At 47.7% G+C, this 22317-nt stretch carries 22 protein-coding genes; 18 read left to right on the plus strand and 4 right to left on the minus strand.

From position 1 onward, the window contains the following. Positions 1–4 precede the first annotated feature (4 nt). Both QP339_RS05590 and thrB read left to right on the plus strand, forming a co-directional pair. Positions 5–1285 (plus strand): homoserine dehydrogenase, encoded by a 1281-nt coding sequence (locus QP339_RS05590; protein WP_284910739.1) that lies wholly within the window; start codon positions 5–7, stop codon positions 1283–1285. 12 nt (positions 1286–1297) lie between these two features. Continuing rightward, entirely contained in the window at positions 1298–2173 is an 876-nt protein-coding gene (thrB, locus tag QP339_RS05595; RefSeq protein WP_284910740.1) for a homoserine kinase, read from the plus strand. Positions 2174–2234: 61 nt separating this feature from the next. Here thrB and QP339_RS05600 read toward each other — a convergent pair whose 3' ends face one another. Continuing rightward, complete coding sequence (locus tag QP339_RS05600) at positions 2235–2942, minus strand: glucosamine-6-phosphate deaminase (RefSeq protein WP_284910741.1); 708 nt, start codon at positions 2940–2942, stop codon at positions 2235–2237. Between the two features lie 203 nt (positions 2943–3145). On the opposite strand from QP339_RS05600, the gene nagA reads away from it, so the two are divergent. The 14 genes from nagA (at position 3146) to QP339_RS05670 (ending at position 19149) form a co-directional block, all read left to right on the plus strand. Further along, positions 3146–4294, plus strand: coding sequence for an N-acetylglucosamine-6-phosphate deacetylase (gene nagA, locus QP339_RS05605; protein ID WP_284910742.1), 1149 nt, complete (start codon positions 3146–3148; stop codon positions 4292–4294). Positions 4295–4322: 28 nt separating this feature from the next. After that, entirely contained in the window at positions 4323–5393 is a 1071-nt protein-coding gene (locus QP339_RS05610; protein WP_284910743.1) for an alpha/beta fold hydrolase, read from the plus strand. 174 nt (positions 5394–5567) lie between these two features. Next, positions 5568–6329 (plus strand): DeoR/GlpR family DNA-binding transcription regulator, encoded by a 762-nt coding sequence (locus QP339_RS05615; protein WP_256374727.1) that lies wholly within the window; start codon positions 5568–5570, stop codon positions 6327–6329. After that, a complete protein-coding gene (gene pfkB, locus QP339_RS05620; RefSeq protein ID WP_284910744.1) occupies positions 6326–7252 on the plus strand; it encodes a 1-phosphofructokinase in 927 nt (308 codons plus the stop codon). Before QP339_RS05615 ends, pfkB begins: the two co-directional genes overlap by 4 nt. A gap of 22 nt (positions 7253–7274) precedes the next feature. Then, positions 7275–9233 (plus strand): PTS fructose transporter subunit IIABC, encoded by a 1959-nt coding sequence (locus tag QP339_RS05625; RefSeq protein WP_284910745.1) that lies wholly within the window; start codon positions 7275–7277, stop codon positions 9231–9233. Between the two features lie 79 nt (positions 9234–9312). After that, the gene (ptsP, locus tag QP339_RS05630) at positions 9313–11040 is read left to right on the plus strand and encodes a phosphoenolpyruvate--protein phosphotransferase (protein ID WP_070616782.1); all 1728 of its coding nucleotides are present in this window, start codon (positions 9313–9315) and stop codon (positions 11038–11040) included. Positions 11041–11343: 303 nt separating this feature from the next. Beyond that, positions 11344–12483, plus strand: coding sequence for a tRNA guanosine(34) transglycosylase Tgt (tgt, locus tag QP339_RS05635; RefSeq protein WP_284910746.1), 1140 nt, complete (start codon positions 11344–11346; stop codon positions 12481–12483). 92 nt (positions 12484–12575) lie between these two features. Further along, positions 12576–13037, plus strand: coding sequence for a preprotein translocase subunit YajC (yajC, locus tag QP339_RS05640; RefSeq protein ID WP_070616786.1), 462 nt, complete (start codon positions 12576–12578; stop codon positions 13035–13037). Positions 13038–13043: 6 nt separating this feature from the next. Next, the gene (locus QP339_RS05645) at positions 13044–13340 is read left to right on the plus strand and encodes a post-transcriptional regulator (protein ID WP_067975630.1); all 297 of its coding nucleotides are present in this window, start codon (positions 13044–13046) and stop codon (positions 13338–13340) included. Positions 13341–13526: 186 nt separating this feature from the next. Beyond that, positions 13527–14183 carry a metal-dependent transcriptional regulator gene (locus QP339_RS05650; protein ID WP_070616788.1) on the plus strand — a complete coding sequence of 219 codons (657 nt, stop codon included), beginning with the start codon at positions 13527–13529 and terminating at the stop codon, positions 14181–14183. A gap of 143 nt (positions 14184–14326) precedes the next feature. Further along, on the plus strand, positions 14327–15496 hold the full coding sequence (dinB, locus tag QP339_RS05655) for a DNA polymerase IV (protein ID WP_284910747.1): 1170 nt from the start codon (positions 14327–14329) through the stop codon (positions 15494–15496). After that, positions 15486–16808: a DRTGG domain-containing protein gene (locus tag QP339_RS05660; protein ID WP_070616792.1), complete on the plus strand. Its 1323-nt coding sequence runs from the start codon at positions 15486–15488 to the stop codon at positions 16806–16808. The genes dinB and QP339_RS05660 overlap by 11 nt, the downstream gene beginning before the upstream one ends. 7 nt (positions 16809–16815) lie before the next feature. After that, positions 16816–17775 carry a DHH family phosphoesterase gene (locus tag QP339_RS05665; RefSeq protein ID WP_284910748.1) on the plus strand — a complete coding sequence of 320 codons (960 nt, stop codon included), beginning with the start codon at positions 16816–16818 and terminating at the stop codon, positions 17773–17775. A 21-nt stretch (positions 17776–17796) separates the two neighbouring features. After that, positions 17797–19149 (plus strand): DEAD/DEAH box helicase, encoded by a 1353-nt coding sequence (locus QP339_RS05670; protein WP_284910749.1) that lies wholly within the window; start codon positions 17797–17799, stop codon positions 19147–19149. 68 nt (positions 19150–19217) lie between these two features. On the opposite strand, the gene QP339_RS05675 is transcribed toward QP339_RS05670, so the two are convergent. The 3 genes from QP339_RS05675 to QP339_RS05685 form a co-directional block, all read right to left on the minus strand. Next, positions 19218–19505, minus strand: a complete 288-nt coding sequence (locus tag QP339_RS05675) for a hypothetical protein (protein WP_502869655.1) — start codon at positions 19503–19505, stop codon at positions 19218–19220. A gap of 29 nt (positions 19506–19534) precedes the next feature. Further along, the gene (locus QP339_RS05680) at positions 19535–19777 is read right to left on the minus strand and encodes a hypothetical protein (RefSeq protein ID WP_284910750.1); all 243 of its coding nucleotides are present in this window, start codon (positions 19775–19777) and stop codon (positions 19535–19537) included. 142 nt (positions 19778–19919) lie between these two features. Then, the gene (locus QP339_RS05685; protein ID WP_284910751.1) at positions 19920–20768 is read right to left on the minus strand and encodes a DUF1189 domain-containing protein; all 849 of its coding nucleotides are present in this window, start codon (positions 20766–20768) and stop codon (positions 19920–19922) included. Between the two features lie 171 nt (positions 20769–20939). Between QP339_RS05685 and QP339_RS05690 the strand changes: the two genes are divergently transcribed. Both QP339_RS05690 and QP339_RS05695 read left to right on the plus strand, forming a co-directional pair. Continuing rightward, positions 20940–21548 carry a superoxide dismutase gene (locus QP339_RS05690; RefSeq protein ID WP_070616802.1) on the plus strand — a complete coding sequence of 203 codons (609 nt, stop codon included), beginning with the start codon at positions 20940–20942 and terminating at the stop codon, positions 21546–21548. Between the two features lie 100 nt (positions 21549–21648). Continuing rightward, positions 21649–22254: an NUDIX hydrolase gene (locus tag QP339_RS05695; protein WP_070616805.1), complete on the plus strand. Its 606-nt coding sequence runs from the start codon at positions 21649–21651 to the stop codon at positions 22252–22254. The last annotated feature ends 63 nt before the right edge of the window (positions 22255–22317 follow it).

Genomic DNA, 22317 nt, shown 5'->3' on the forward strand with positions numbered 1-22317 from the left:
AAAGATGGATAAACTATATATTGGATTACTAGGTTTAGGGACAGTAGGGGGAGGAACGGCAGAAATTATCCTCCAACACCAGGAGAAGATGCAAGCTATCCTCGGTAAGGAAGTTGTTGTGAAGGCGGCCTTGGTGAAGTCTGTGGATGAAGTCACTGGGCCTTTAGCTGAACAAATTCCTTTAACAGAATCGCTGGATGACATCCTAAATGACCCTGAAATTGCGATTGTAGCTGAATTGATGGGGGGGATAGATTTCCCTAAACACTGTATTGAAGCGGCCCTTAATGCCGGCAAGCATGTGGTGACAGCGAATAAAGACTTGATCGCTGTCCATGGTGCAAGTCTCAGTCACTTAGCCCAAGAAAAAGGCCTCGACCTTTATTACGAAGCGGCTGTTGCTGGGGGAATTCCTATTCTCCGTGCCCTATCTAATTCGCTTGTGGCTGATGAATTGGTCCAAGTGCGGGGCATCCTCAATGGAACCACGAATTATATCCTCAGCCGGATGACCCAAGAGGGGGCAGACTATGCAAGGGTCTTAAAGGATGCCCAAGAACTTGGCTTCGCAGAAGCTGATCCAACCGCTGATGTTGAAGGTCTGGATGCAGCCCGTAAGGTAGTTATTCTGACTAAGATGGCTTTTGGAGCTGAAATTAGCCTAGATGACCTTCCGATTCAAGGGATTAGTCAAATTAAACAAGCTGATATTCAAGTGGCTAAGCAGCTCGGTTATACCATCAAATTATTAGGTTCGACCTCTTGCCAGGATGGCCAGATTTATGCTGAAGTGGCTCCTACCCTTGTTCCTAATAGCCACCCCCTTGCTACGGTTAATGCAGAAATGAATGCTGTTTATACGGTTGGCCAAGCTAGTGGGGAATTGATGTTCTATGGTGCGGGGGCTGGCGCCTTACCAACAGGCTCTGCCGTCGTTGCTGATATTATTGCGATTGGTCGCAACATGAATGAAAGCACAGTTGGCGCACCTTTCGCCCGCTTTAACCGAGCAAGCACTTGGTCAAAAGCCAAGGATGTGACGGGACGGGCCTTCTTCCGCTTTAAATTGGTCAACCAAACTGGCTCTTTTGCCCGTTTGACGGAACTATTTGCCAAGGCGAATATCAGCCTTGCCCATGTCCTCCAATTACCTAGCGACAGTGAAGAAGCTGAAGTAGTTGTGGTGACGGATTTGATGACTATGGAAGAGAAGGCATATTTGCTCGAACTCGTTGAGGAAGCTAACCAGATGGCATGCGCTGCTTCTTATAATGTCTTAGACTAGGGGAGGCGGACGATGACACGTTTACTTGTACCTGCGACGTCAGCTAACCTGGGCCCTGGCTTCGATTCAATTGGTGTAGCGGTTAGCCTCTACTTAACCATGGATGTGTTAGAGCCGGCTGATGCTTGGTGGATTGACCATGACTTGGGCGATGACATTCCTCACAGTGAGGACAACCTGATCATCCAAACCATCCAAAAATTGGCGCCAGAAGTGCCTGCCCATAAACTCGCTATGCATTCCGATATTCCTTCAGCGCGTGGCCTAGGATCAAGTTCTAGCGCCATTATTGCAGGCATTGAACTGGCCGACCGTTTGGGACAAAAAGGCTGGTCAGAAGAAGAGAAGATTAATATGGCTAATGCTATTGAGGGACACCCGGATAATGTGGCCCCCGCTCTTGCAGGGGGCTTAGTGATAGGGGTGGCCTTGGAAGCCGATCGGGTCTTATGGACCAAGCATACCTTCCCCCACATTGCCTTCGTGGTGACCATTCCTAATAAGCAGCTCCTAACTAGTCAGGCAAGGGCTGTCCTCCCCAAACAATTGGACTTCGCCCAAGCCGTGAGAGCTAATGGTATCGGCAATGTCCTAGCCAGTAAGCTAGCTATCGGTGAATTGGAAGAAGCTGGCCATCTTATGGAGATGGACCTCTTGCATGAGACTTACCGTAGCCCCTTGGTTCCTGAACTTAAGCAAGTGCGCCAAGCCTTAGACGGACAGCCTGGTCTTTATGGTACTTACTTAAGTGGTGCCGGTCCAACGATCATGACCCTGGCCCATAAGGAAAATGCCGAAGACTTAGCTGACATACTCAGCCATGACATCCAAGATGCTCAAATTCGTGTACTGGACCTCGACGAAGAGGGGGCACGATGGCTAGATTAAATGAAAAAAAAGGCAGCCCACAGAAAATTTGCGGGCTGCCTTTTTAATCGCCTATTAAGTTTTACTTTAGGTATTTAGCGGCAGCTTGGTCGAGGATGAAGAGGGCATTGGGGTGGTTTTGGAGGATGCTGGCTGGCACCTCTTCGGTCACCGGCCCTTCTAATGCCGCTTGGACGATTTTGGCTTTTTCTTCACCGAAGGCCATGAGGATAACCTTGTCCGCCTTCATAATGCTCGCAATCCCCATGCTCAAAGCCTGGGTGGGGACCTCGTCAATGCTATCGAAGAAGCGTTGGTTAGCTTCGATGGTCGATTGGGTGAGGTCAACTAGGCGGGTTAAACTATCGAAAGGTGAACCTGGTTCATTAAAGCCAATGTGGCCATTGTGGCCAATGCCTAGGATTTGGACCTGGATGGGGTTTTGGTCAATAATAGCTTCATAGGCCTTAACTTCTGCTTGAGGGTCATCCGTACTACCGTCAGGAAGGTAGGAAGATCGGAATGGCTTGGCAGCAAAAAGTTCTTTTTGCATGAAATAATGGTAGGACTGGGGATGGTCAGCCGGCAGACCGTAGTATTCATCCAGGTTAATTGAAGTGGCCTGGCTGAAATCAAGATCAGATTCTCTGAGTAACTGGTAGAGTTTTTCTGGCGTTGAGCCGGTTGCTAAGCCAAAGACGGTCTGCGGATTAGTGCTGAACTCTTCCTTAAAAAGCTCAAATACGGCTTGTGAGGCAGTCTCTTTGTCGGCATATACTTGGTAGGGCATGTCTAAGTCCTTCTTTCTATTTTAAGCTTTAGGACTATTTTACCATGAATGCCGGTGAAAAAACTTTCATTCTGTAATTAAAGAAAAATTAGCGGGTTGAAAGAGCCTTGAATTTCTAGGGGGACAGAGTAAAATAAAGGTCAGTAATAAGCTCTGCCATGTGATAAGTGATCGGGGTAGATATGAGAAAGGAATGAACAGAGATGTCAGAAATTTACAGGGCCAAGCGGGTGATCCTCAGCCAGGAAGACCTAAGTGATGCCTATATTGAAGTAGCAGGCGGCAAATTCGTTGGCATTTACACTGAACTTGAGGAGGGGCGAGACTATGTGGACCTAGGGGAAGTCACCCTGGCACCGGGCCTCTTTGACCTCCATATCCATGGCTTCTTGGGCCATGATGTAATGGATGCAGATCCCCAAGGCCTAGCAGCGATTGCGGAAGGCTTATTGTCTTGTGGGGTCACTTCTTGGTTGCCAACGACCCTGACTGCACCGACGGAAGAACTCAACCAAGTTTGCCAGATGATTGGTGATACAGCACCTCACTTAAGTGGAGCTAGGGTTCAAGGAATTTTCCTAGAAGGCCCTTTCTTCACTGAGAAATACAAGGGCGCACAGAACCCTAATTACATGTTAGATCCAGAAATTGACCAGCTGAAAAATTGGCGGCAACTTTCCCAGGGCTTAGTTAACCGGATCGGGATTGCACCGGAACGTGAAGGGGCAGTTGACTTTGTCAAAGCTGCCAAAGAACTGGGCGTCCATGTTGGCTTAGGCCACTCTAATGCGACCTATGACCAAGCCAAGGCCTGCCATGAAGCGGGGGCTGACTTCTTTGTCCATACCTACAATGGCATGTCTGGTCTCCACCACCGCGAACCGGGTATGGTGGGGGCGGCGCTAAGCTTCAAGGAGGTTTATGCCGAACTCATCTGTGATGGTTACCATGTCCATCCGCGCGCTGCTCAAATTCTAGTCGACCAGCGTGGACCGAAAGAAAGCCTCCTCGTGACCGACTGCATGCGAGCAGGGGGCTTAGCAGATGGGCCTTCCAAGCTAGGTGAGTTTGAAGTCATCGTTAAAGATGGAGCGGCCCGCTTGAAAGAGGGAGGTAACTTGGCTGGTTCCATTCTAGAACTAAAGACAGCCGTTAAGCATGTGGTGGAATGGGGCTTGGCATCGCTCCCCGAAGCTGTCCGGATGGCTTCCTATTACCCAGCCAAGTCGCTAGGTTTGGAAAATGTGTGCGGTCAAATTAAGCCTGGCCTGGATGCGGACTTCATTATTCTGGACGAAAACTTGGATCTTAAAGCTACTTATCTTAAAGGGGAATGCCGCTACCAAGCCTAGCCTGACCGCCCTAAAAAGGAGCTCATTTATGATCATTTGCCTGATTTGTCTCGTCCTCGCCTTTGCTTTTCTCTATATTTATCGAAAGGTCAACCAGCGTCTCTACCGATCTGAACTGGCTGAGGACTTGGTATTTGACCTTGGACCTCGGGCTTACCGGCAGGCAGTCCAGGTGCGGGGGCAAGACCGGACTAAGCCCCTTATCTTATGGATCCACGGAGGGCCAGGTCTTCCTAATCCGGCGCTTACTTATAGCTACCAGGAAGCATTGGAAGACGATTTTATCATTTGCTACTGGACCCAGGCTGGATCTGGCCGATCTTACTACCTTAATCCGGACCGTTGTCAAGAGGGCCCCAGCTACCAGGAATTGGAAGGGAGCCTGGATGACTTAGTCGATAAACTTTGCCAGCGTTACGGTAAGGATAAGCTGATCTTGGTCGGCCATTCTTTTGGGTCCATCTTGGGTCTAGGCTATGCCAAGGCCCATCCAGGCAAGCTCTTAGCCTATGTGGGGATCAGTCAGATTACGGACATGATTGCCGGTAACTTCCTCATCTTGGATATGGCTGAGGGGGTCATCAACCGTCTTGGTGACCGCCAGGCCCTGGCTTCCTTGACCAAGGCCAAGCGAGCCACCCGCCATGCCCTTCAGTCTCGCTATATCGAAGCGAAGAACTATCTTAAGGTGGAGCGCTTGGCCCAAGATTATCTGCGGACGATTCCCTGGAAGGCCCAAGCAAAGGTTTTTTGGCAAGCTCTCAGCTCACCTGATCTAAGCTGGGCCGACCTGCGTTGGTACGGGCTTATGGCCTGCCAAGGGACGCGCTTTACCCAGATCCAAGCTGACCTGATGGAAGAGGCCCAGCGTATGGACTTAACAGCTATCGATCGCTTGGAGGTCCCCCTGCTCCTAGTCTCAGGAGCTCTGGACTGGCAGGCTCCCCTAGACCAAGTCTTTGACTTCTTTGACCAGGTCCAAGCTCCCCAGAAGGCTTTCCGTATTATCCCTGGAGCAGGCCACAGTCCCTTCCTCTCGCATGAGAAGCTCTTTAGCCATTGCCTGAAGGATTATTTATACTATCATTTGAAAGATTGAGGCTGAAATTTTCAGCCTCTTTTTACATAATTTTCTTTTTATGTCGAGCGATAAATGATTGATGGTGACCATAATTGACCAGTTAAGGGCTTTACTATCAAAAAAAGTGATCGAATATGATCGAAAATGATTGAAACGATCCTTCGAACATGATATTCTATTAATTGAGAGGGGGTGTTGAAAACGCTTGCGACAGAAAGAAGGCAACTCATTGTGGAGATGCTCGAGAAAGAGTCCCTAGTCAAGGTAACCAGTCTGGTTGACCAACTCGGGGCTTCTGAGGCGACCATCCGACGTGACTTATCCACTTTAGAAGATGAAGGGAAGCTAACCCGCGTTCATGGTGGCGCTAGACGGCATTATTCATTGGATAATGAGAAGTCACTCGACGAGAAGTTGACCCAACATATTGAAGAGAAAGAAGCGATTGCTAAGGCAGCAGCTGACTTGGTTCAAGATAAGGATATTATTTATTTAGATGCTGGGACAACCACCTTGCAGATGGTTCCCCATTTAGCGGGCCTCGATATTTTGGTGGTTACCAATGGAATTGAACAAGCCATGGCTTTGAATGCTTTAGCTATCGATACGATTATGTTGGGCGGTAATCTGAAAAAAAACACGCGGGCTGTCGTCGGTTCCCAAGCTTTTCAGCAACTTGCGAATTATCACTTTAACAAGGTCTTCATGGGGATCAATGCTATCCACCCCGATTTTGGCATGACGACTCCAGATATCGAGGAGGCTAATATTAAGCAAGAGGCGATCAGCCAAGGCGGCCAGGTGTATTTCCTCGCTGACAGCAGCAAATTGGACAAGATGTCTTTTGCCAAGGTAGCTGATGCGGACACAGGAATTGTGATAACGAGCGAGCTGAGCCCTGAGCTCAAGCAACAATGTAGCGAACAAATTAATTTAAGAGAGGTGAAGGGATGATTTATACAATTACTTTCAATCCGGCCGTCGACATGGTCTACCAGCTTGATCAATTAGTTGAAGGCGGATTGAATCGCTCAGCTGAAGAAAGCTATGTCGCTGGGGGTAAAGGGGTCAATGCGTCCATTCTTTTACGGCGCTTGGGTCATGAGAACCGGGCAACGGGCTTTCTAGGTGGCTTTACCGGTCAGTTCATTAAAGATGAGCTCCAAGCTGAAGGAATCGATCCTTATTTTATTGAGGTCGATGGCTTTACCCGGATTAATGCGAAGATCAATACCCGTCAAGCAACGGCAACAGAGGTTAACGGCGAAGGCCCTCAGATTCCACAAGCAAAACGCGAGGAACTGGCAGTCTTCTTCCAAAAAGAACTCCAGGCCGGTGATGTGGTTTTCCTAATGGGCAACAAGGCACCCGGGATGACAGCCGATGACTTCAAGAAAATTGCCGATATTTGCTTGGACAAGGGCGCGCGTTTTGTCTTAGACACTAACCGCGATCTCTTGCGTGCCTGCCTCGCTTCTAAGCCCTTCATTATTAAGCCGAATAATGAAGAGTTGAGTGAAATTTTCAATGTCAAGATTGAAAGTGTTGAAGACATCATCTACTATGCTAAGAAGCTTCAAGAGGAAGGCGCAGAGAATGTGCTGGTTTCCTTAGGGGCTAAGGGTGCCCTCCTGGTAGCAGCTAATGGGGAAGTTTACCAGTCAGACGTACCAAATGGCCAAGTGGTCAACCCAACTGGTGCTGGGGATTCCATGCTGGCTGGCTTTATGGCCAAGTACTTGGAAACAGAAGACTATGCCCAAAGCTTGCAACAAGGTGCGGCTTCTGGCTCTGCCACCACTTATTCCGCAGGGATTGCAACAGCCGATAAAGTTTATGCACTTTACCAAGAAATTAATGTCAAAGAAATTAAATAGAAGCATTTGAGGGGAGTTATTTATGGCATTAGCAGATTTATTTATCCAAGACGCAATGGACTTGGACTTACAGACAACAACGAAGACCGACACGCTCAAGCACCTGGCAGAAAAATTTGCCCAAGCTGGTGGCGTGACCAATGTCGATGAGTATGTGGCAAAATTAGAGGCCCGCGAAGAAATGTCAACCACTGGGGTAGGCGATGAGATCGCGATTCCGCATGCCCAACATCCTTCCATTAAGCAAGCAGCGGTTATCTTTGGCCGCAGCAAGGAAGGCATCGAATGGGAATCTATGGACGGGCAACCGGCTAAATTAATCTTCATGATTGCAGCACCTGAAGGCGAAGGCAATGAGCACTTACAAGCCCTCTCTAAATTATCTGGTGTCTTGATGAAACCTGAAGCCAAGGCAGCATTATTAGAAGCTGAAACAACTGCCGATGTGGTTGCTATCATGGACAAATTTGATCCGGATAAGGAAGAAGAGGCTGAAGAAGAGGAAGTGGAAGCCGCACCAGCTGTTGCTGATGACGATGTGTACATCCTAGCCGTTACTGCCTGCCCAACCGGGATTGCCCATACCTATATGGCCGAAGAAAAACTCAAACAGGCTGCTGAAAAAGCTGGCTACAAGATCAAAGTTGAAACCAATGGCCAGGGTGGGGTTAACCACCGCTTGACCAAGGCGGATATCGATGCAGCCACAGCTATTATTGTAGCTGCTGACCGTAAAGTAGAAATTAATCGCTTCGATGGTAAACCTGTCATCTTCCGTAAGGTAGCGGATGGGATTAATATGGCAGATGAATTGATTCGTCAGGCAGCAGAAGGGGAAGCGAAGACCTTCCATGCTAGTGAATCTACCCATGAGGAAGAGGAAGATTCAAGCAATGAATCACTCGGCCGTCAAATCTACAAGCACTTGATGAATGGGGTTTCCCACATGCTGCCATTTGTTGTGGCAGGGGGGATGTTAATTGCCATTTCCTTCTTCTGGGGGATTAATTCTGCAGACCCAGCAGACCCAAGCTTTAATGAAATCGCCCACTTCTTAAATACCCTAGGTGGTTTAGCCTTTGCCATGATGCTCCCAGTCTTGGCTGGTTTTATCGGGCAATCTATTGCTGATACGCCAGGTTTAGTTGTAGGGGCTATGGGGGGCGTCTTTGCCAATCCAGGGATCTTGACTGCCTTTAACCAAGAAGGCTACTTCGCCACTGCAGCGCCATCTGGCTTCTTGGGTGCTTTAGTTGCAGGTTTCTTAGCCGGTGGGATTATCTGGCTCTTGAAGAAAGCCTTCGCTTGGTTGCCTAAGTCCTTGGAAGGGATGAAACCAATCTTCATCTACCCACTCTTCGGTGTCCTGCTCATGGGCTTAGCCATGTTCTTTGTTGTCAATACGCCAATGGGCATGATCATGGATGCCTTAACCAATGGCCTGGCTTCTATTCCTAGCGAATTAGGGGTTGTCCTCGGCTTCATCGTCGGTGCCATGATGTCTATTGATATGGGCGGTCCTTTAAACAAGGCAGCTTATGTGACAGGGACAGCTTTAGTTACTCAGGCTAATGGGGCAGGTTCAGATGTTATGGCTGCCGTTATGGTCGGTGGGATGGTGCCACCAATGGCTATTGCTATCTCAGCAACCCTAAACCGTAACCTATGGCCAGAAGCCCAACGCAACTCAGCTATAGTCAACTATGTGATGGGGGCAGCCTTCATTACTGAAGGGGCTATTCCTTTTGCAGCCTCTAACCCAGTCCGCGTGATTCCTTCCTTAGCCATTGGGGCTGGGGTAGCCGGTGCCTTGAGCATGTTCTTTAACTGTGTCAGCTATGTACCACATGGTGGGATCTTTGCGGTATTGACCAATGGTGTGACTAACCCCGTTCAATATGTGATTGCTTGGTTAGTTGGTTCTGTAGTTGGGGCCTTACTCCTAAACTTCTTCCTCAAACGTGACCCAAAAGCTAAGTAATTCCTATGGGCTTTTATCGAAAGATATAGTAAAATAGATGTGTAAACGCATTAAAAAGCTTTTTAACTAAGGAGGACCTATGACCTTACAATTAACAGGTATTGCAGCAAGTGATGGGATTGCAATTGCCAAGGCCTACTCACTAGCTGAACCAGACTTAAGTTTCGAAGAAAAAACCATTGAAGATATCAAAGCCGAACAGCAACGCTTTGAAGCGGCTCGCTTAGAAGCCCGTCAAGAAATTGAAAAAGTTTATGAGTCAGCATTAGAAAATGTTGGACCAGAAGCAGCGGCTGTCTTTGATGCTCACTTACAGATGATCGATGACCCTGAATTTAACGGACAGATTACAGCTAAGATCGAGAGCGACCAAGTCAATGCTGAAGCGGCCCTACGCCAAGTGGCAGATTTCTTTATCCAAACCTTTGAAGCAATGGTGGATAACGCTTATATGCAAGAACGGGCGGCCGATGTCCGTGATGTTTCTAACCGGATCCTAGCTAAGTTATTAGGGGTGAACATCCCCAATGCAGCGACGATCGATGAAGAAGCCATTGTGATCGCCCGCGACTTAACCCCAAGTGATACGGCGCAATTGAACAAGCAATACGTGCTCGGTTTTGCGACAGACATTGGGGGCCGGACTTCTCACTCCGCGATTATGGCCCGCTCTTTAGAAATTCCTGCTGTCGTAGGGACAGCTAAGATTTCCCAATCCGTAAATGATGGCGATATCGTTGTTATTGACGGTTTAGACGGGGAAGTTATTGTTAACCCGACTGAAGAAGAACTCGCCACTTACCGTGAAAAGGCGGCTGCTTTTGAAGAAAAACGCAAGCAATGGGCACTCCTAAAAGATGCTGAAACCGTAACGAAAGACGGTCAACATTTTGAACTCTGCGCTAATATTGGGACCCCTAAGGATGTGGACGGGGCCCTCAATAATGGGGCAGAAGGGATTGGCCTCTACCGGACAGAATTCCTCTACATGGATTCTGATGAAATGCCAACAGAAGAGGCCCAGTATGAATCCTACAAGAAAGTCCTAGAAGCTATGGGCGACAAGGCGGTTGTGATCCGGACCATGGATATCGGTGGTGATAAGGAATTGCCTTATATGGACCTGCCTGAAGAGATGAACCCCTTCTTGGGCTACCGGGCCATCCGGATTGCCCTCGACCAAAAGGATCTCTTCCGCACCCAACTTCGGGCCCTGCTCCGTGCTTCAGCACACGGTCACTTGAAGATCATGTTCCCAATGATTGCTAGCCTGCAAGAGTTTCGTGAGGCTAAATCCTTCCTAGAAGAAGTGCGCCAAGAACTTGAAGGAGAAGGCCATGAAGTAGCTTCAGATATTGAAGTCGGTATCATGATTGAAATCCCTGCAGCAGCTGTTCTTGCTGACCAGTTCGCTAAGGAAGTAGACTTCTTCTCTATCGGGACCAATGACTTGATCCAATACACTATGGCAGCAGACCGGATGAATGAGCATGTGTCTTACCTCTACCAACCCTACAATCCATCTGTCCTTCGTCTGATCAAGCATGTGATTGATTCATCACATAAAGAAGGTAAATGGACCGGGATGTGTGGGGAAATGGCCGGCGACCAAATCGCTGCACCATTGCTCGTTGGTATGGGCTTGGATGAATTCTCCATGTCTGCTTCAAGCATCCTGAGAACCAAGGCCTTGATGGCGGAATTAGATACCAAGGAAATGGCAGCTCTGGCTGATAAAGCCTTAAATGAAGCTACAACAGCAGATGAAGTTGTGGCTCTGGTCAAGGAAGCTGTTAAAATTGATTAATTAGCGCCAATGCGCGAGAGGCTGGGACAAAAGTTCCAACCTCTTTTTAAATAGCGAACATTTTTCAAAAACCTGCTCCAAAAGTCAGGCCTGACATCCACTTCACGAACTATGAGAAATCGTTGATAAAAGTTTTCTCATAGTTCGCTCCAGTGGTTCAGGCCTGATCGACTTTTGTCGCACTCTCTTTTTTCTTATCCATATGTCCCGAGCTTGCAGCTGGGGCGTAGAATGTGGTAGGATTAAATGATGATTGAAGCAATGAATGCTAGGCTTTAGCTTTGATAGAAAGGATGCCAGTCCATGCCAGCTTTGGAATATCGATTAATCAAAAAAGAAAAACACACAGGGGCCCGTTTGGGGGAAATTAAGACCCCCCACGGCATTATTGAAACGCCTATCTTTATGCCAGTAGGTACCTTGGCCACGGTGAAGAGCTTGTCACCGGAAGAATTAAAGGCTATGAATGCTCAGATTATTCTATCGAATACCTACCATCTCTGGTTAAGGCCAGGTGATGATATTGTTAAAGAGGCAGGCGGACTCCACCAGTTTATGAATTGGGACCGGCCCATTTTAACAGATTCCGGTGGCTTCCAAGTTTTTTCTTTGAGCGACAGCCGGAAATTGACCGAAGAAGGGGTCCACTTTAAGAGCCACTTGGATGGACGTAAGCTCTTCTTGAGCCCTGAAAAAGCGATTGAAATCGAAAATAATTTGGGCGCAGACATTATCATGTCCTTGGATGAGTGTCCGGACTTTAACCATGATTATGACTATGTTAAACACAGCATTGATCGGACGACACGCTGGGCTGAACGGGGGCTCAAGGCCCATCAGAGACCAGACGACCAGGCTCTCTTCGGGATCCTCCAGGGCGCAGGTTATAAGGATCTGCGCCTCCAACACGCTAAGGATATGATCAGTCTGGACTTCCCAGGTTATTCCATTGGTGGCTTATCGGTAGGGGAATCCAAGGACGAGATGTACCAAGTCCTCGATTATCTGACCCCCGTCATGCCCGAACACAAACCCCGTTACCTGATGGGGGTAGGGAGCCCAGATGCCTTAATTGAAGGTGTCATTCGTGGCGTCGATATGTTTGACTGCGTCTTGGCGACCCGGATTGCTCGGAATGGGACCTGCATGACTAGCCAAGGGCGTTTGGTGGTTAAGAATGCCCCTTATCAGAGGGACTTTAACCCCATCGATCCAAACTGTTCTTGCTATACCTGCCAGAATTTCAGCCGGGCCTATGTCCGCCACCTCTTTAAGGCGGATGAGACATTTGGTCTGCGCCTAACTTCTATCCATAACCTCCACTTCCTCTTAGATCTCATGTCCCAGGTCCGCCAAGCGATCCGTGATGATAATCTTTTAGACTTCAAGGAAGAATTCTTCGAAGCATATGGCCTAAATACTAAAAATCCTAAAAACTTTTAGGAATTAAAGGGCTAATTAGCCTCTTAGGAGACGAGCTATGTTAGAATAGACGTATTAACGGCATTTACTTTTGAAAGGAGCGACTAATTAGAATGAATTCATATTATATTGCAGCATCTGGCGGAGGCTTAATGAGTCTCTTGTTATACTTTATTGTTGTTGGTGGGATTATGTACTTCTTAATGATCCGTCCACAGAAAAAACGCCAAGAGAAGCATAAGGACATGCTATCCTCTATGGGTGTCGGTGACCATGCGGTAACGATCGGCGGCCTTCATGGTGTCATCTATGAGATCGATGAAGTGAAGAACACCATTACCTTAGATTGTGAAGGGGTCCTGCTCGTATTCGAACGTTCAGCGATTGCTCGGACACAAAAGGCGGATCCAGCGGGGACTGAAGCGGCTAATGCAGCTATTTCTAATGCTGCTGAGGCTCAAGCTGCTGAAAAAGCAGAAGAAGAAACAGTCCAAACTCAGGAAGCCGACCAAGTTGAAGAAAAGGATGGACTTGAAGTGCGCGAAGGTCAAGCGGATCCTCAAGACGAGGAATAGGGAAACATGCCACTAGCGGAAGCGATCGCACTTAGTGACTGGGAACGCTTCTGGCTGAAAGCAGCCTTTGAGCGTAAGGCCAAGCAATTTCAAGAAGAAGGCTATCCAGAGATTAGGAGTCAGGATATTGAAGCCTACTTTACGACTTATGCCTGGAAGAAGGAGAAACCCAAGCGTATTCGTCAGAAACGCCAAGCTGTGAACGCGCTCACGGCCAATGACTACTTCGATTACGCCTATCTGGAAGCGTCCACACTGTCGGTTCCTAAGCTTGATGATATGGATATCTCTAATCTTTTATAGTCGGAAACAGGATGCCAGAAGGAAGCTTTTGCCAGCTGGTCATCCTGTTTTTTCTTGGTTAAATTTCAAGACGGAGGAAATTTCTATCGTTCTGAAAATTATTAATTTCATGTATAATAGAGGGTAGATAATTTATGGGCTTGGCCAAGTTGAACCATATCAAATGAGGGAGTGAATGAAGGTCTTATGTCTAGAAGTAAAGATGATTACATGAAAGCAATCTACCAATTGAAGGGTGATGAGCGTAATATCTCGAATAAGGAAATTAGTCAAGCGCTCCATGTCTCAGCCGCTTCCGTCACTGAGATGTTGAACAAACTGCAGGCTGAAGGCTATCTTGTCTATGTTCCCTACCAGGGCGTTCGTTTAACGGAGGAAGGAAGCTATTTTGCCTCGCAGATTATTCGCCGCCACCGGCTCTGGGAAGTTTTCTTACACGATGAATTGCGTTACCCTTGGGATGAAGTCCACCCCGAAGCCGAAGTCTTAGAGCACTATGTTTCGGACGACTTCATCAACCGCTTAGAGGCCTATCTGGGTTACCCAAAGTACTGTCCTCATGGTGGTGCGATTCCTGACCAAGAAGGGCATTCAGAACATGAAGCCATGGAGGCCTTGGCAAATATTAACTTAGGGACTTCCTTTATCGTGCGCCGGGTGGTAGATGATGACCAGCTCCTAGCCTATTTGGATGAACATGGCCTGCGCATGAATAAAGCTTATGAACTTGTTGACCGGGAAGCCTATAGTAATGACCTGGTCCTGAAAGATTTAGACCAAGGGCAGAGCTTACGTTTAAATGCTGGAGCTAGTCAAAATATATTTGTGGAAGTAAGCCTGTGACAAAAGCCGCTTAGGCCTAGACCATTGGAGCCTACTATGGAACTGGATGTCAGGATTGAGTTTTGGAACAGCTTTTTGCTAGAAAGTTCCTTAGTCAAAAAAGAGGCCGAAGTTTTTAAGTCTAGGGAGAATGGAGGGCTAGTATGCGGACGATTGGGATTCTAGAATTTGAGGAACCCAAAATTGAAGCCAAAAGAAAAATTTTACATGTCGACATGGATGCCTTTTATGCTTCCATCGAGCAGCGGGATGAACCCAGCTACCGTGGTAAGCCCTTAGTGATTGCCCGCCATCCCAAAGAGAATAGCGGTAAGGGAGTGGTCGCAACGGCCAGCTATGAAGCACGTAAATTTGGCATTCATTCGGCCATGAGTGCGGCAGAAGCCTACCGTTTATGTCCTCAGGCGATTTTTGTTCCTGCCCGTCATGCGTATTACCGGGAGGTTTCAGCCCAAGTCCGGGAAATCTTTGCCCGCTATACGGATTTAATTGAGCCTTTGTCCATTGATGAGGCCTTCCTAGATGTGACGGAGAATAAGCTCAACCAGCCCTATGCTATGTATTTGGCCCGTGATATCCAAGAAAGTATCTACCAGGAGCTCCGATTGACTGCCAGTATTGGTGTTTCTTATAACAAGTTCTTAGCTAAACTCGCTTCAGATTATCGGAAGCCGGGGGGAATGACGGTAATTACGCCCAAGCGAGCGCTGGCCTTTTTGGACCGGCTGCCAGTCGATGACTTCTATGGCATCGGCAAAAAGTCAGCTGAGCGCCTCCATGAGCGAGGGGTTCATAAGGGAAGCGATTTGCGGGCCTTGAGTCAGGAAGAATGCCTGGATATTTTTGGGAAACTTGGCTTGCGGATCTACGAACGGGTCCGGGGCGTTGACGAGCGGCCAGTTCGGGTCAAGCGCCAACGCAAGTCAATTAGTAAGGAAACCACACTCTATCCCTTCCTCTACCATGAAGATGAGGTTCGCCAGCAGCTCCAGCGACTAGCAGCTGAGGTCAGTCAATCGGCAGAAGATAAAGGGCTCCACGGCCAGGTGGTCACCCTTAAATTCCGTTACCCAGATTTTGCTACTATGACTAGGCAGCGGTCTTTGCAGACGCCTATCTATGATGCGGAGGAGATCGCCTTCCACGCCGAAGACTTATGGGAGGAATTTGGCCAAGTTGACCAGGGCATCCGCCTCTTGGGGGTCGGTTTGTCTGAACTTACTGCTCAAGATTTTGAAAATCTGAGCCTGCCCCTTAAGCCGCCAACTCCAGACTATCAAGCAGAAACAAAGGAGAAGAAAGATGACGACTAAGCATGAGCAAATATTGAATTATATCCGCGATTTACCAATTGATACGAAGATTTCCGTGCGGCGTATTGCTCGTGATTTGAAGGTATCCGATGGTACCGCCTATCGGGCCATCAAAGAGGCCGAAAATCAAAACCTCGTCCGGACTGTCGAACGAGTCGGCACTGTTCGGATTGAACCCTATGATTACGACCAAACCAAGCGCTTGACCATCCGCGAAATTGTCCGCTTGACTGATTGTACCGTCCATGGGGGCGAGCGAGGCCTGGATGGCGAAATTACCAAATTCATTATTGGTGCCATGCAAGAGGAAGCTGTGATGACCTATCTGAGACCTGAAGCCCTGATGATTGTCGGGGACCGGGAAGATATCCAACGAGTGGCCCTAGAGCATGGAATGGCTGTTCTGATTACCGGGGGCTTCCAACCCTCTCAGGCTAACATCGACCTGGCCAACCAGAAGCAGATCCCTATCATGAGCGTGGCTTTTGACACCTATTCTACAGCGACGGTGATTAATAAGGCCATGATTGAGCGGGCCATCCAGCAAGATATTGTCTTAGTTGAAGACATCTTTATTCCTTTTGAGAAGACCTTTTATCTCTTTACCGATAGCCATGTGGTTGACTATCGTAAGCTCAATGAGAAAACCCGCCACAGTCGTTTTCCAGTGGTGAATAAGAACTATGAATTGCAGGGGATTGTAACAGCTAAGGACTTGCTCGGCAAGGAAGACCGGGAAGTTATTGAATCTTGTATGACCGCTGATCCCTTGGTAGCTAAGCTCTCTATGAGTGTGGTCAGTGTGACCCACATGATGGTATGGGATGGTCTGGAGCTCCTGCCGGTAGTGGATGACAGCAACCGTCTCCTAGGGATTGTCTCCCGCCAAGATGTCTTGCGAACTCTTGAATACAAGCAACACCAGGTCAACCGCAATAGTCGCCTGGAGTCTATGCTCGAAGAGAAGTTAGAATGCCTCGATGATAGCCTAGAAAATCCACGCTACCGAATGCTGTCAGATGCCACCATGTCTAACCAATTAGGCACCCTATCAACTGGATTGCTCTTAGGAGTCATCCAATTAGTGGTTGAACAATACTTTGCCGATGTCGTCCAAAAAACAGCCATTATTGAAAGTGTTAATTTTCTTAACTTGCGGTTGGTGCAATTGAATAGTACCTTGGAAATCCACCCCCGTATCTTGACCTTGGGCCGCCGTCATGCCTATGTTGAGGTCCATGTATACCATGGTCAGCAGCTGATGGCCAAAGCCACTTTAACCATGCAAATTCCCTTGGATATGAAGGAGTAGATTCTTTATGGAAGATATTTTACAAGCTATTGAAGCCTATGACACGATAATTATTCACCGCCACCAGCGGCCAGATCCTGATGCTTTAGGCTCCCAGCTCGGCTTAAAGGCAGTGCTGGAAGCGACTTATCCTGACAAAAAAATATATGCAGTTGGGCAAACGGAGCCTTCCTTAGCCCAGTTTGCGGCCATGGACCAGGTAGATGATGAGACCTTTAATCAGGCCCTAGTGATTGTTAACGACACAGCCAATACGGCTCGCATCGATGATGACCGCTATAGCTCGGGCGAACGCTTGGTCAAAGTTGACCACCATCCCGATAATGAAGCTTATGGAGATTTTTCTTATGTGGATACCACAGCGAGCTCTTGTTCAGAAATTTGGGCGCGGACAGTCTTAGACCCGCAAAATGCCTTAAAAATGACGGATCAAGCTGCTCAGAATTTCTTCTTAGGGATCGTAGGAGATACCGGACGTTTCCTCTTCGACAATACAAGTCCAGAAACCTTAGCTATAGCAGGTAAACTTTTGGCCTTTGACTTCCCGGCTAGTCAATTGATGCAGGCCTCCATGGAGATAACGCCTGGCCAAGCCCGGCTCCAAGCCTATGTCCTCGACCATACACAAAGAAGTCAAGATGGTCTCGTTGCTAGTGTCAGCCTGAGCCAAGCAAGCCTTAGTGAACTTGGTTTATCTGAAGCGGAGAGCCACAGCATTGTGCAAATGCCTGGTCAAATCAAAGGTGTCCTGGCCTGGGTCATTTTCGTCGAACAAGCTGATGGCACTTACCGCTGTCGGATTCGCTCGAAGGGTCCGACCATTAATACAGTGGCCCAGGCTTTCGATGGTGGTGGCCATCCAAAAGCTAGTGGGGCGAGCATCCCTTCAGCTGCAGACCAGGTCAAGGTCCTCCAAGCCCTCCATGATGCTGCTCAGACTTACCAGGACCAGCTAGGCCAAGCTTAGCCCGAGTGAAAGGAGTCCATAATGACATTTTCAGACTATAATTTTGCGCCTTATATTGAAGAAGCCATCCAAGACTTAGGCTTCCATGAAGCTACCCCGATTCAAGAAGAGGTCATCCCCCTGATCCAAGCAGACAAGAGCTTGGTGGCACAGAGCCAGACGGGGTCGGGAAAGTCCCATGCCTTCCTACTGCCTCTTTTCGATAAGCTTGAAGACCGGGACCGGACCCAGTTAGTGATTACGGCGCCGTCTCGCGAATTAGGCGAGCAGCTCTATAAGAATGCCAGTCAAATCAGCCAATTTGCCCCCTTTGATTTGCGGATAGAGCGGGCTTTCGGGGGGACAGATACTAAGCGCCAGGCTGAACGCCTAACCCACCGCGCCCCCCATGTGATTGTAGGGACGCCCGGAAGAATCTTAGACTTGGTCCAACAGCAATTAGTCAACCTCCATCATTGCCAGCACTTTGTTGTAGATGAAGCGGATATGACCCTGGATATGGGCTTTCTAGAAACCGTTGATCAGATTGCCAGCCGGATGCCTGAAGACTTACATATGTATGTCTTTTCAGCCACTATTCCAGAGAAACTCCATCCTTTTCTTAGAAAGTATATGGCTGCTCCGGAATGGGTGACAATCGAGAATGAACGCTTGATCTCACCGACCATCCGTAATATCCTCTTGCCTGTGCGTGGACGCCAGCGGGAAGACTTGCTCTATGAAGCGCTCACCGTGGGCCAACCTTATCTGGCCCTAGTCTTTGCGAATACCATTGACAAAGTTGACCAGGTCTATGAGGACTTGCGCCAACGTGGGCTGTCGGTGGCTAAGATCCACGGCGATATGTCTGCCCGCGACCGCCGCCGTGTCATGCGGCAAATCCAGCAATTAGACTTCCAATATGTGGTAGCTACGGACTTAGCTGCTCGGGGGATTGATATCGATGGCGTTTCCCATGTTATTAATTATGAAATCCCTCATGAATTGGAATTCTTCATCCACCGGGTAGGGCGGACCGGCCGGCAAGGCTTGCCTGGCACCGCAATCACCTTCTACGAACCCGACCAGCAGCCCGCAGTTGAATGGTTGGAAAAGAAGGGCATCCAATTTGAAGTGATGGACTTGAAGAACGGCGAGTGGCGAGATGTTAGTCACCATGACCAAAGACGCCAGCGCAAGGCCCAGCACCAAGAAGAAACGGACCATACAGTGAAGGGCATGATTGCCAAAAATAAACGGAAGAAAGTTAAACCCGGTTATAAGAAGAAGTTGGACCGGCAAATTAAGAAGCATAAGTCTACTAAGGCTAGGGAGAAGCGCCGCCAACAACTTCGGGCCCAACGCAAGGCCAATAAGGACCGTAACTCTTTTTAATCGACTTCATAAAAACGCCCTTCAGTTTACACTGAAAGGCGTTTTTAATATGTAAATATACGGCTTGCTTAGCCAGCTAGGAAGACATGCATAATGACTGCAAAGATGGCCATGAATAAGCCGACAAGAAGGGAGAAGATAATGCACCACTTATAAATTAAGCCTGTTTCATCTTCGGCTTTAGCTGTCGAGGCACCAGCGGATTGGCTAGCCACCAGTTGGTTGATACTGAGCTGGGGCATGGTTTGGACAATCGATTGATGGATCAGGATAAAGAGAATATTCCCTGAAGTCGTTGAAGAGGTCATAAAGGAGGAGAAAATTCCGATCAAGGGTGCGATGGCTGCATAGACCAAGGACGTTGACCTAAAGCAATTGCCGTATTTTATCCCCAGTTAACCAGGAGTTTAGAAATCATGAGGAAAGCAACCGTTGAAATACTTGGTGTTAGCGAATCCTCCCAGACAGCCCGATTAATCGAAGCGCCTAAGTTAGTGTCGGACTCATAGCTTCCTTTAGAGTGGAAGTATAAGTAAGCAAAGAGGCCGGCTACTATCGTAATACCAAGCATGATGATCGATAGACTGATTAGTAAATAGAATGGCGCAAAGGCTTGGTTTAAAGACAAGTTGCCCCTGTTCTCTTGGTCACTAACACCTCCATCGAACTCATCTTGCATGATTGTGGGGCACAGCAAAGTCTAGCAGTTTGCTAGCTTAAAATAAAAATCCTAAAGGCGCTCTAGAAGGAGCTAGCCTTTAGGATTTTTCTTATTTATTCTTATCGTCAAAATATTTTTCAATTTCTTTAATTTTTTCTTTGAGCTCATCTTCACTTAGTTTTACCACATGGGTTCTCAGAGTCATAATCCAGAAACGGAAGAGGGCTAGGAGAATGATGAGCTCCGATTGGAAAGGAATCATCAGGCCCAAAATATTAAGCAAGCTGAAGACTAGCAGGGGCTGGGTCATACTGAAGAGGCTGAGGTTAAATCGGTCAGCAAAGTTTAAATGGAGGGTCGTTCCTAATTTAAGGATCTGTGCGATCAGACTGATCATTAGGGCTAGGAAAGCGACATAGAAGAATGAAGAAATATATAAGCTGGCAAATAAGAGAACCATGGTGAGACCAGTAATCTGGGTCAGTTGGCGGATGATCGCTTGGCTATTGGCTTGGTTTAAATCCTGGCCCTGTCCAGCAAGGTCCTGGTAGGAAAGCTGGTAGTTTTGGTTGAGGGCAGCAATCGTTACTTGATCTTTTTGGGCATGAATAACCAGTTTGGGTTTCTTCTCAATATTTTGCATCTCTTGGTCAGAAATCTGGTTTTTAGGGTCGAAGGCGAAGGTGATGAGGTCTGTCTTATTCACGAAACCTTCTGATTCGGACTGAGTAATCTGTCCTTCCTTCATCTCAAAAGCAGGGATAGACTGGGCCACTTGCTCGCCATTGTCTTCGATCAGTTCAAGAACGGGGAAAATATTAGCAAAGAGGGCCGCTGCGCTGACCAGGGTCAGGAGGGCTAAGTAGGCGATTTTCTTGCCTAGTTTCATGGTTAGAGCTGGGATGGTACGCTCGATTTTAAAGATACTATAGATAAATAATTTCCAAGTTGCTATCATAGGATGCCTCTTTCTAGCTTCTGTACTTCTTATTTAGTATAGCAAAATCCAAGCAAGGCTGGCAAAAAACTTCCAGGCTTAAGCGAAATTTAAAAGGCTTGAGCGGATGTTTTGAATCTTGAGCTAAGACTTGTTACACTCTAAGTAGAATAAAAAAGGAGGAAGTTAAATATGCCATTTGAGTTACCAGAATTACCTTATGCTTATGATGCTTTAGAACCTTACATTGATGAAGAAACAATGAAATTGCACCATGACAAACACCACAACACTTATGTGACCAATGCCAATAAAGCTTTGGAAGGTCATGATGAATTTGCGAACAAGTCTGCTAAAGAAATTTTAGCCAATATCGACCAAGTGCCAGAAGATATTCGTCAAGCAGTCATCAATAATGTAGGTGGCCACGACAACCATAGCGAGTTTTGGAAGATGCTGGCTCCTAATGCTGGTGGCGAAGCAACAGGCGAAATTAAAGAAGCTATTGATAAGACTTTTGGTTCTTTCGACAAGTTTAAGGAAGAATTTGCCAGTGCAGCAAGCGGTCGCTTTGGTTCAGGTTGGGCTTGGCTCGTTGTTGAAAACGGTGAATTGAAGATCGTTTCAACCCCTAACCAAGATTCACCTGTTATGGATGGTCAAGCGCCTGTTTTAGGCTTGGATGTTTGGGAACATGCTTACTATCTCAAGTACCGCAATGTTCGCGCTGATTACATCGATGCTTTCTGGCATCTTGTGAACTGGGACTACGTTAACGAATTATACGCAGCTGCTAAATAGTTCATTCTTTATTGAGAAGCTAGGCGAAGACCTGGCTTCTTTTTTTGACCCTTTTGTAAGAGAATTTAGTCAGGTATAATCAATGCAAGGGAGGGATTAGATGTCAAAATGGATGAAATGGGCCAAGGAGCTCCAGGCTCTGGGCCAGGCAGGTTGTTATTATACTGCGAATGATTTTGACTTGGAACGATTCGAACGGATCCGAGCCATTTCACAGGAGATGTTTGACCAGCTGACGGATGCCTCAGCAGAAGAGATCGCCATGGTTTTTAGCGAGGAGGAGGGCTATCAGACGCCTAAGATTGACACCCGGGCGGTGATCTGGCAAGACGATAAGATTCTCTTGGTTAAGGAAAGAAACCAGCAATGGGCCCTGCCCGGGGGTTGGATGGATATTACAGAGACCTTGGCTTCGAATTGTGAAAAAGAAGCCTGGGAGGAAGCGGGAGCCAAAGTCCATGCTGACCGCCTGCTCTTTCTTGAAACTAGTCATGCCAATGATACCTTCTTTACGGTGGTGAAGGTATTCGTCGAGTGCCAGCTGGAGAGCGTGGATTTTCAGGCCAATAATGAAACCTCTGCCTGTGCCTTCTTTGCCCTGGATGACTTGCCGGACTTATCAGTCTACCGCACCTCTCCTGCCCATTTGGCTAAGTGCTATGAGGCTAAAGATGCAGGCCAAGACTGGCAGGTTGCATTTGACTAGCTTAGCAAGTTTCCTTTTTCTTTAATTGATAGACAGGGAAGGAGGCTGGGACAAAAGTTCCGG

It is taken from the genome of Aerococcus sp. UMB7834, assembly GCF_030215145.1.
Classification (GTDB): domain Bacteria; phylum Bacillota; class Bacilli; order Lactobacillales; family Aerococcaceae; genus Aerococcus.

Coding starts and splice junctions, on each gene's coding strand:
- ptsP (WP_070616782.1), top strand. CDS start 9,313: ATGACCTTACAATTAACAGGTATTGCAGCAAGTGATGGGATTGCAATT.
- yajC (WP_070616786.1), top strand. CDS start 12,576: ATGAATTCATATTATATTGCAGCATCTGGCGGAGGCTTAATGAGTCTC.
- QP339_RS05685 (WP_284910751.1), bottom strand. CDS start 20,768: ATGATAGCAACTTGGAAATTATTTATCTATAGTATCTTTAAAATCGAG.
- thrB (WP_284910740.1), top strand. CDS start 1,298: ATGACACGTTTACTTGTACCTGCGACGTCAGCTAACCTGGGCCCTGGC.
- QP339_RS05590 (WP_284910739.1), top strand. CDS start 5: ATGGATAAACTATATATTGGATTACTAGGTTTAGGGACAGTAGGGGGA.
- QP339_RS05645 (WP_067975630.1), top strand. CDS start 13,044: ATGCCACTAGCGGAAGCGATCGCACTTAGTGACTGGGAACGCTTCTGG.
- QP339_RS05660 (WP_070616792.1), top strand. CDS start 15,486: ATGACGACTAAGCATGAGCAAATATTGAATTATATCCGCGATTTACCA.
- QP339_RS05665 (WP_284910748.1), top strand. CDS start 16,816: ATGGAAGATATTTTACAAGCTATTGAAGCCTATGACACGATAATTATT.
- QP339_RS05600 (WP_284910741.1), bottom strand. CDS start 2,942: ATGCCCTACCAAGTATATGCCGACAAAGAGACTGCCTCACAAGCCGTA.
- QP339_RS05625 (WP_284910745.1), top strand. CDS start 7,275: ATGGCATTAGCAGATTTATTTATCCAAGACGCAATGGACTTGGACTTA.
- dinB (WP_284910747.1), top strand. CDS start 14,327: ATGCGGACGATTGGGATTCTAGAATTTGAGGAACCCAAAATTGAAGCC.
- QP339_RS05610 (WP_284910743.1), top strand. CDS start 4,323: ATGATCATTTGCCTGATTTGTCTCGTCCTCGCCTTTGCTTTTCTCTAT.
- nagA (WP_284910742.1), top strand. CDS start 3,146: ATGTCAGAAATTTACAGGGCCAAGCGGGTGATCCTCAGCCAGGAAGAC.
- tgt (WP_284910746.1), top strand. CDS start 11,344: ATGCCAGCTTTGGAATATCGATTAATCAAAAAAGAAAAACACACAGGG.
- pfkB (WP_284910744.1), top strand. CDS start 6,326: ATGATTTATACAATTACTTTCAATCCGGCCGTCGACATGGTCTACCAG.
- QP339_RS05690 (WP_070616802.1), top strand. CDS start 20,940: ATGCCATTTGAGTTACCAGAATTACCTTATGCTTATGATGCTTTAGAA.
- QP339_RS05670 (WP_284910749.1), top strand. CDS start 17,797: ATGACATTTTCAGACTATAATTTTGCGCCTTATATTGAAGAAGCCATC.
- QP339_RS05650 (WP_070616788.1), top strand. CDS start 13,527: ATGTCTAGAAGTAAAGATGATTACATGAAAGCAATCTACCAATTGAAG.
- QP339_RS05695 (WP_070616805.1), top strand. CDS start 21,649: ATGTCAAAATGGATGAAATGGGCCAAGGAGCTCCAGGCTCTGGGCCAG.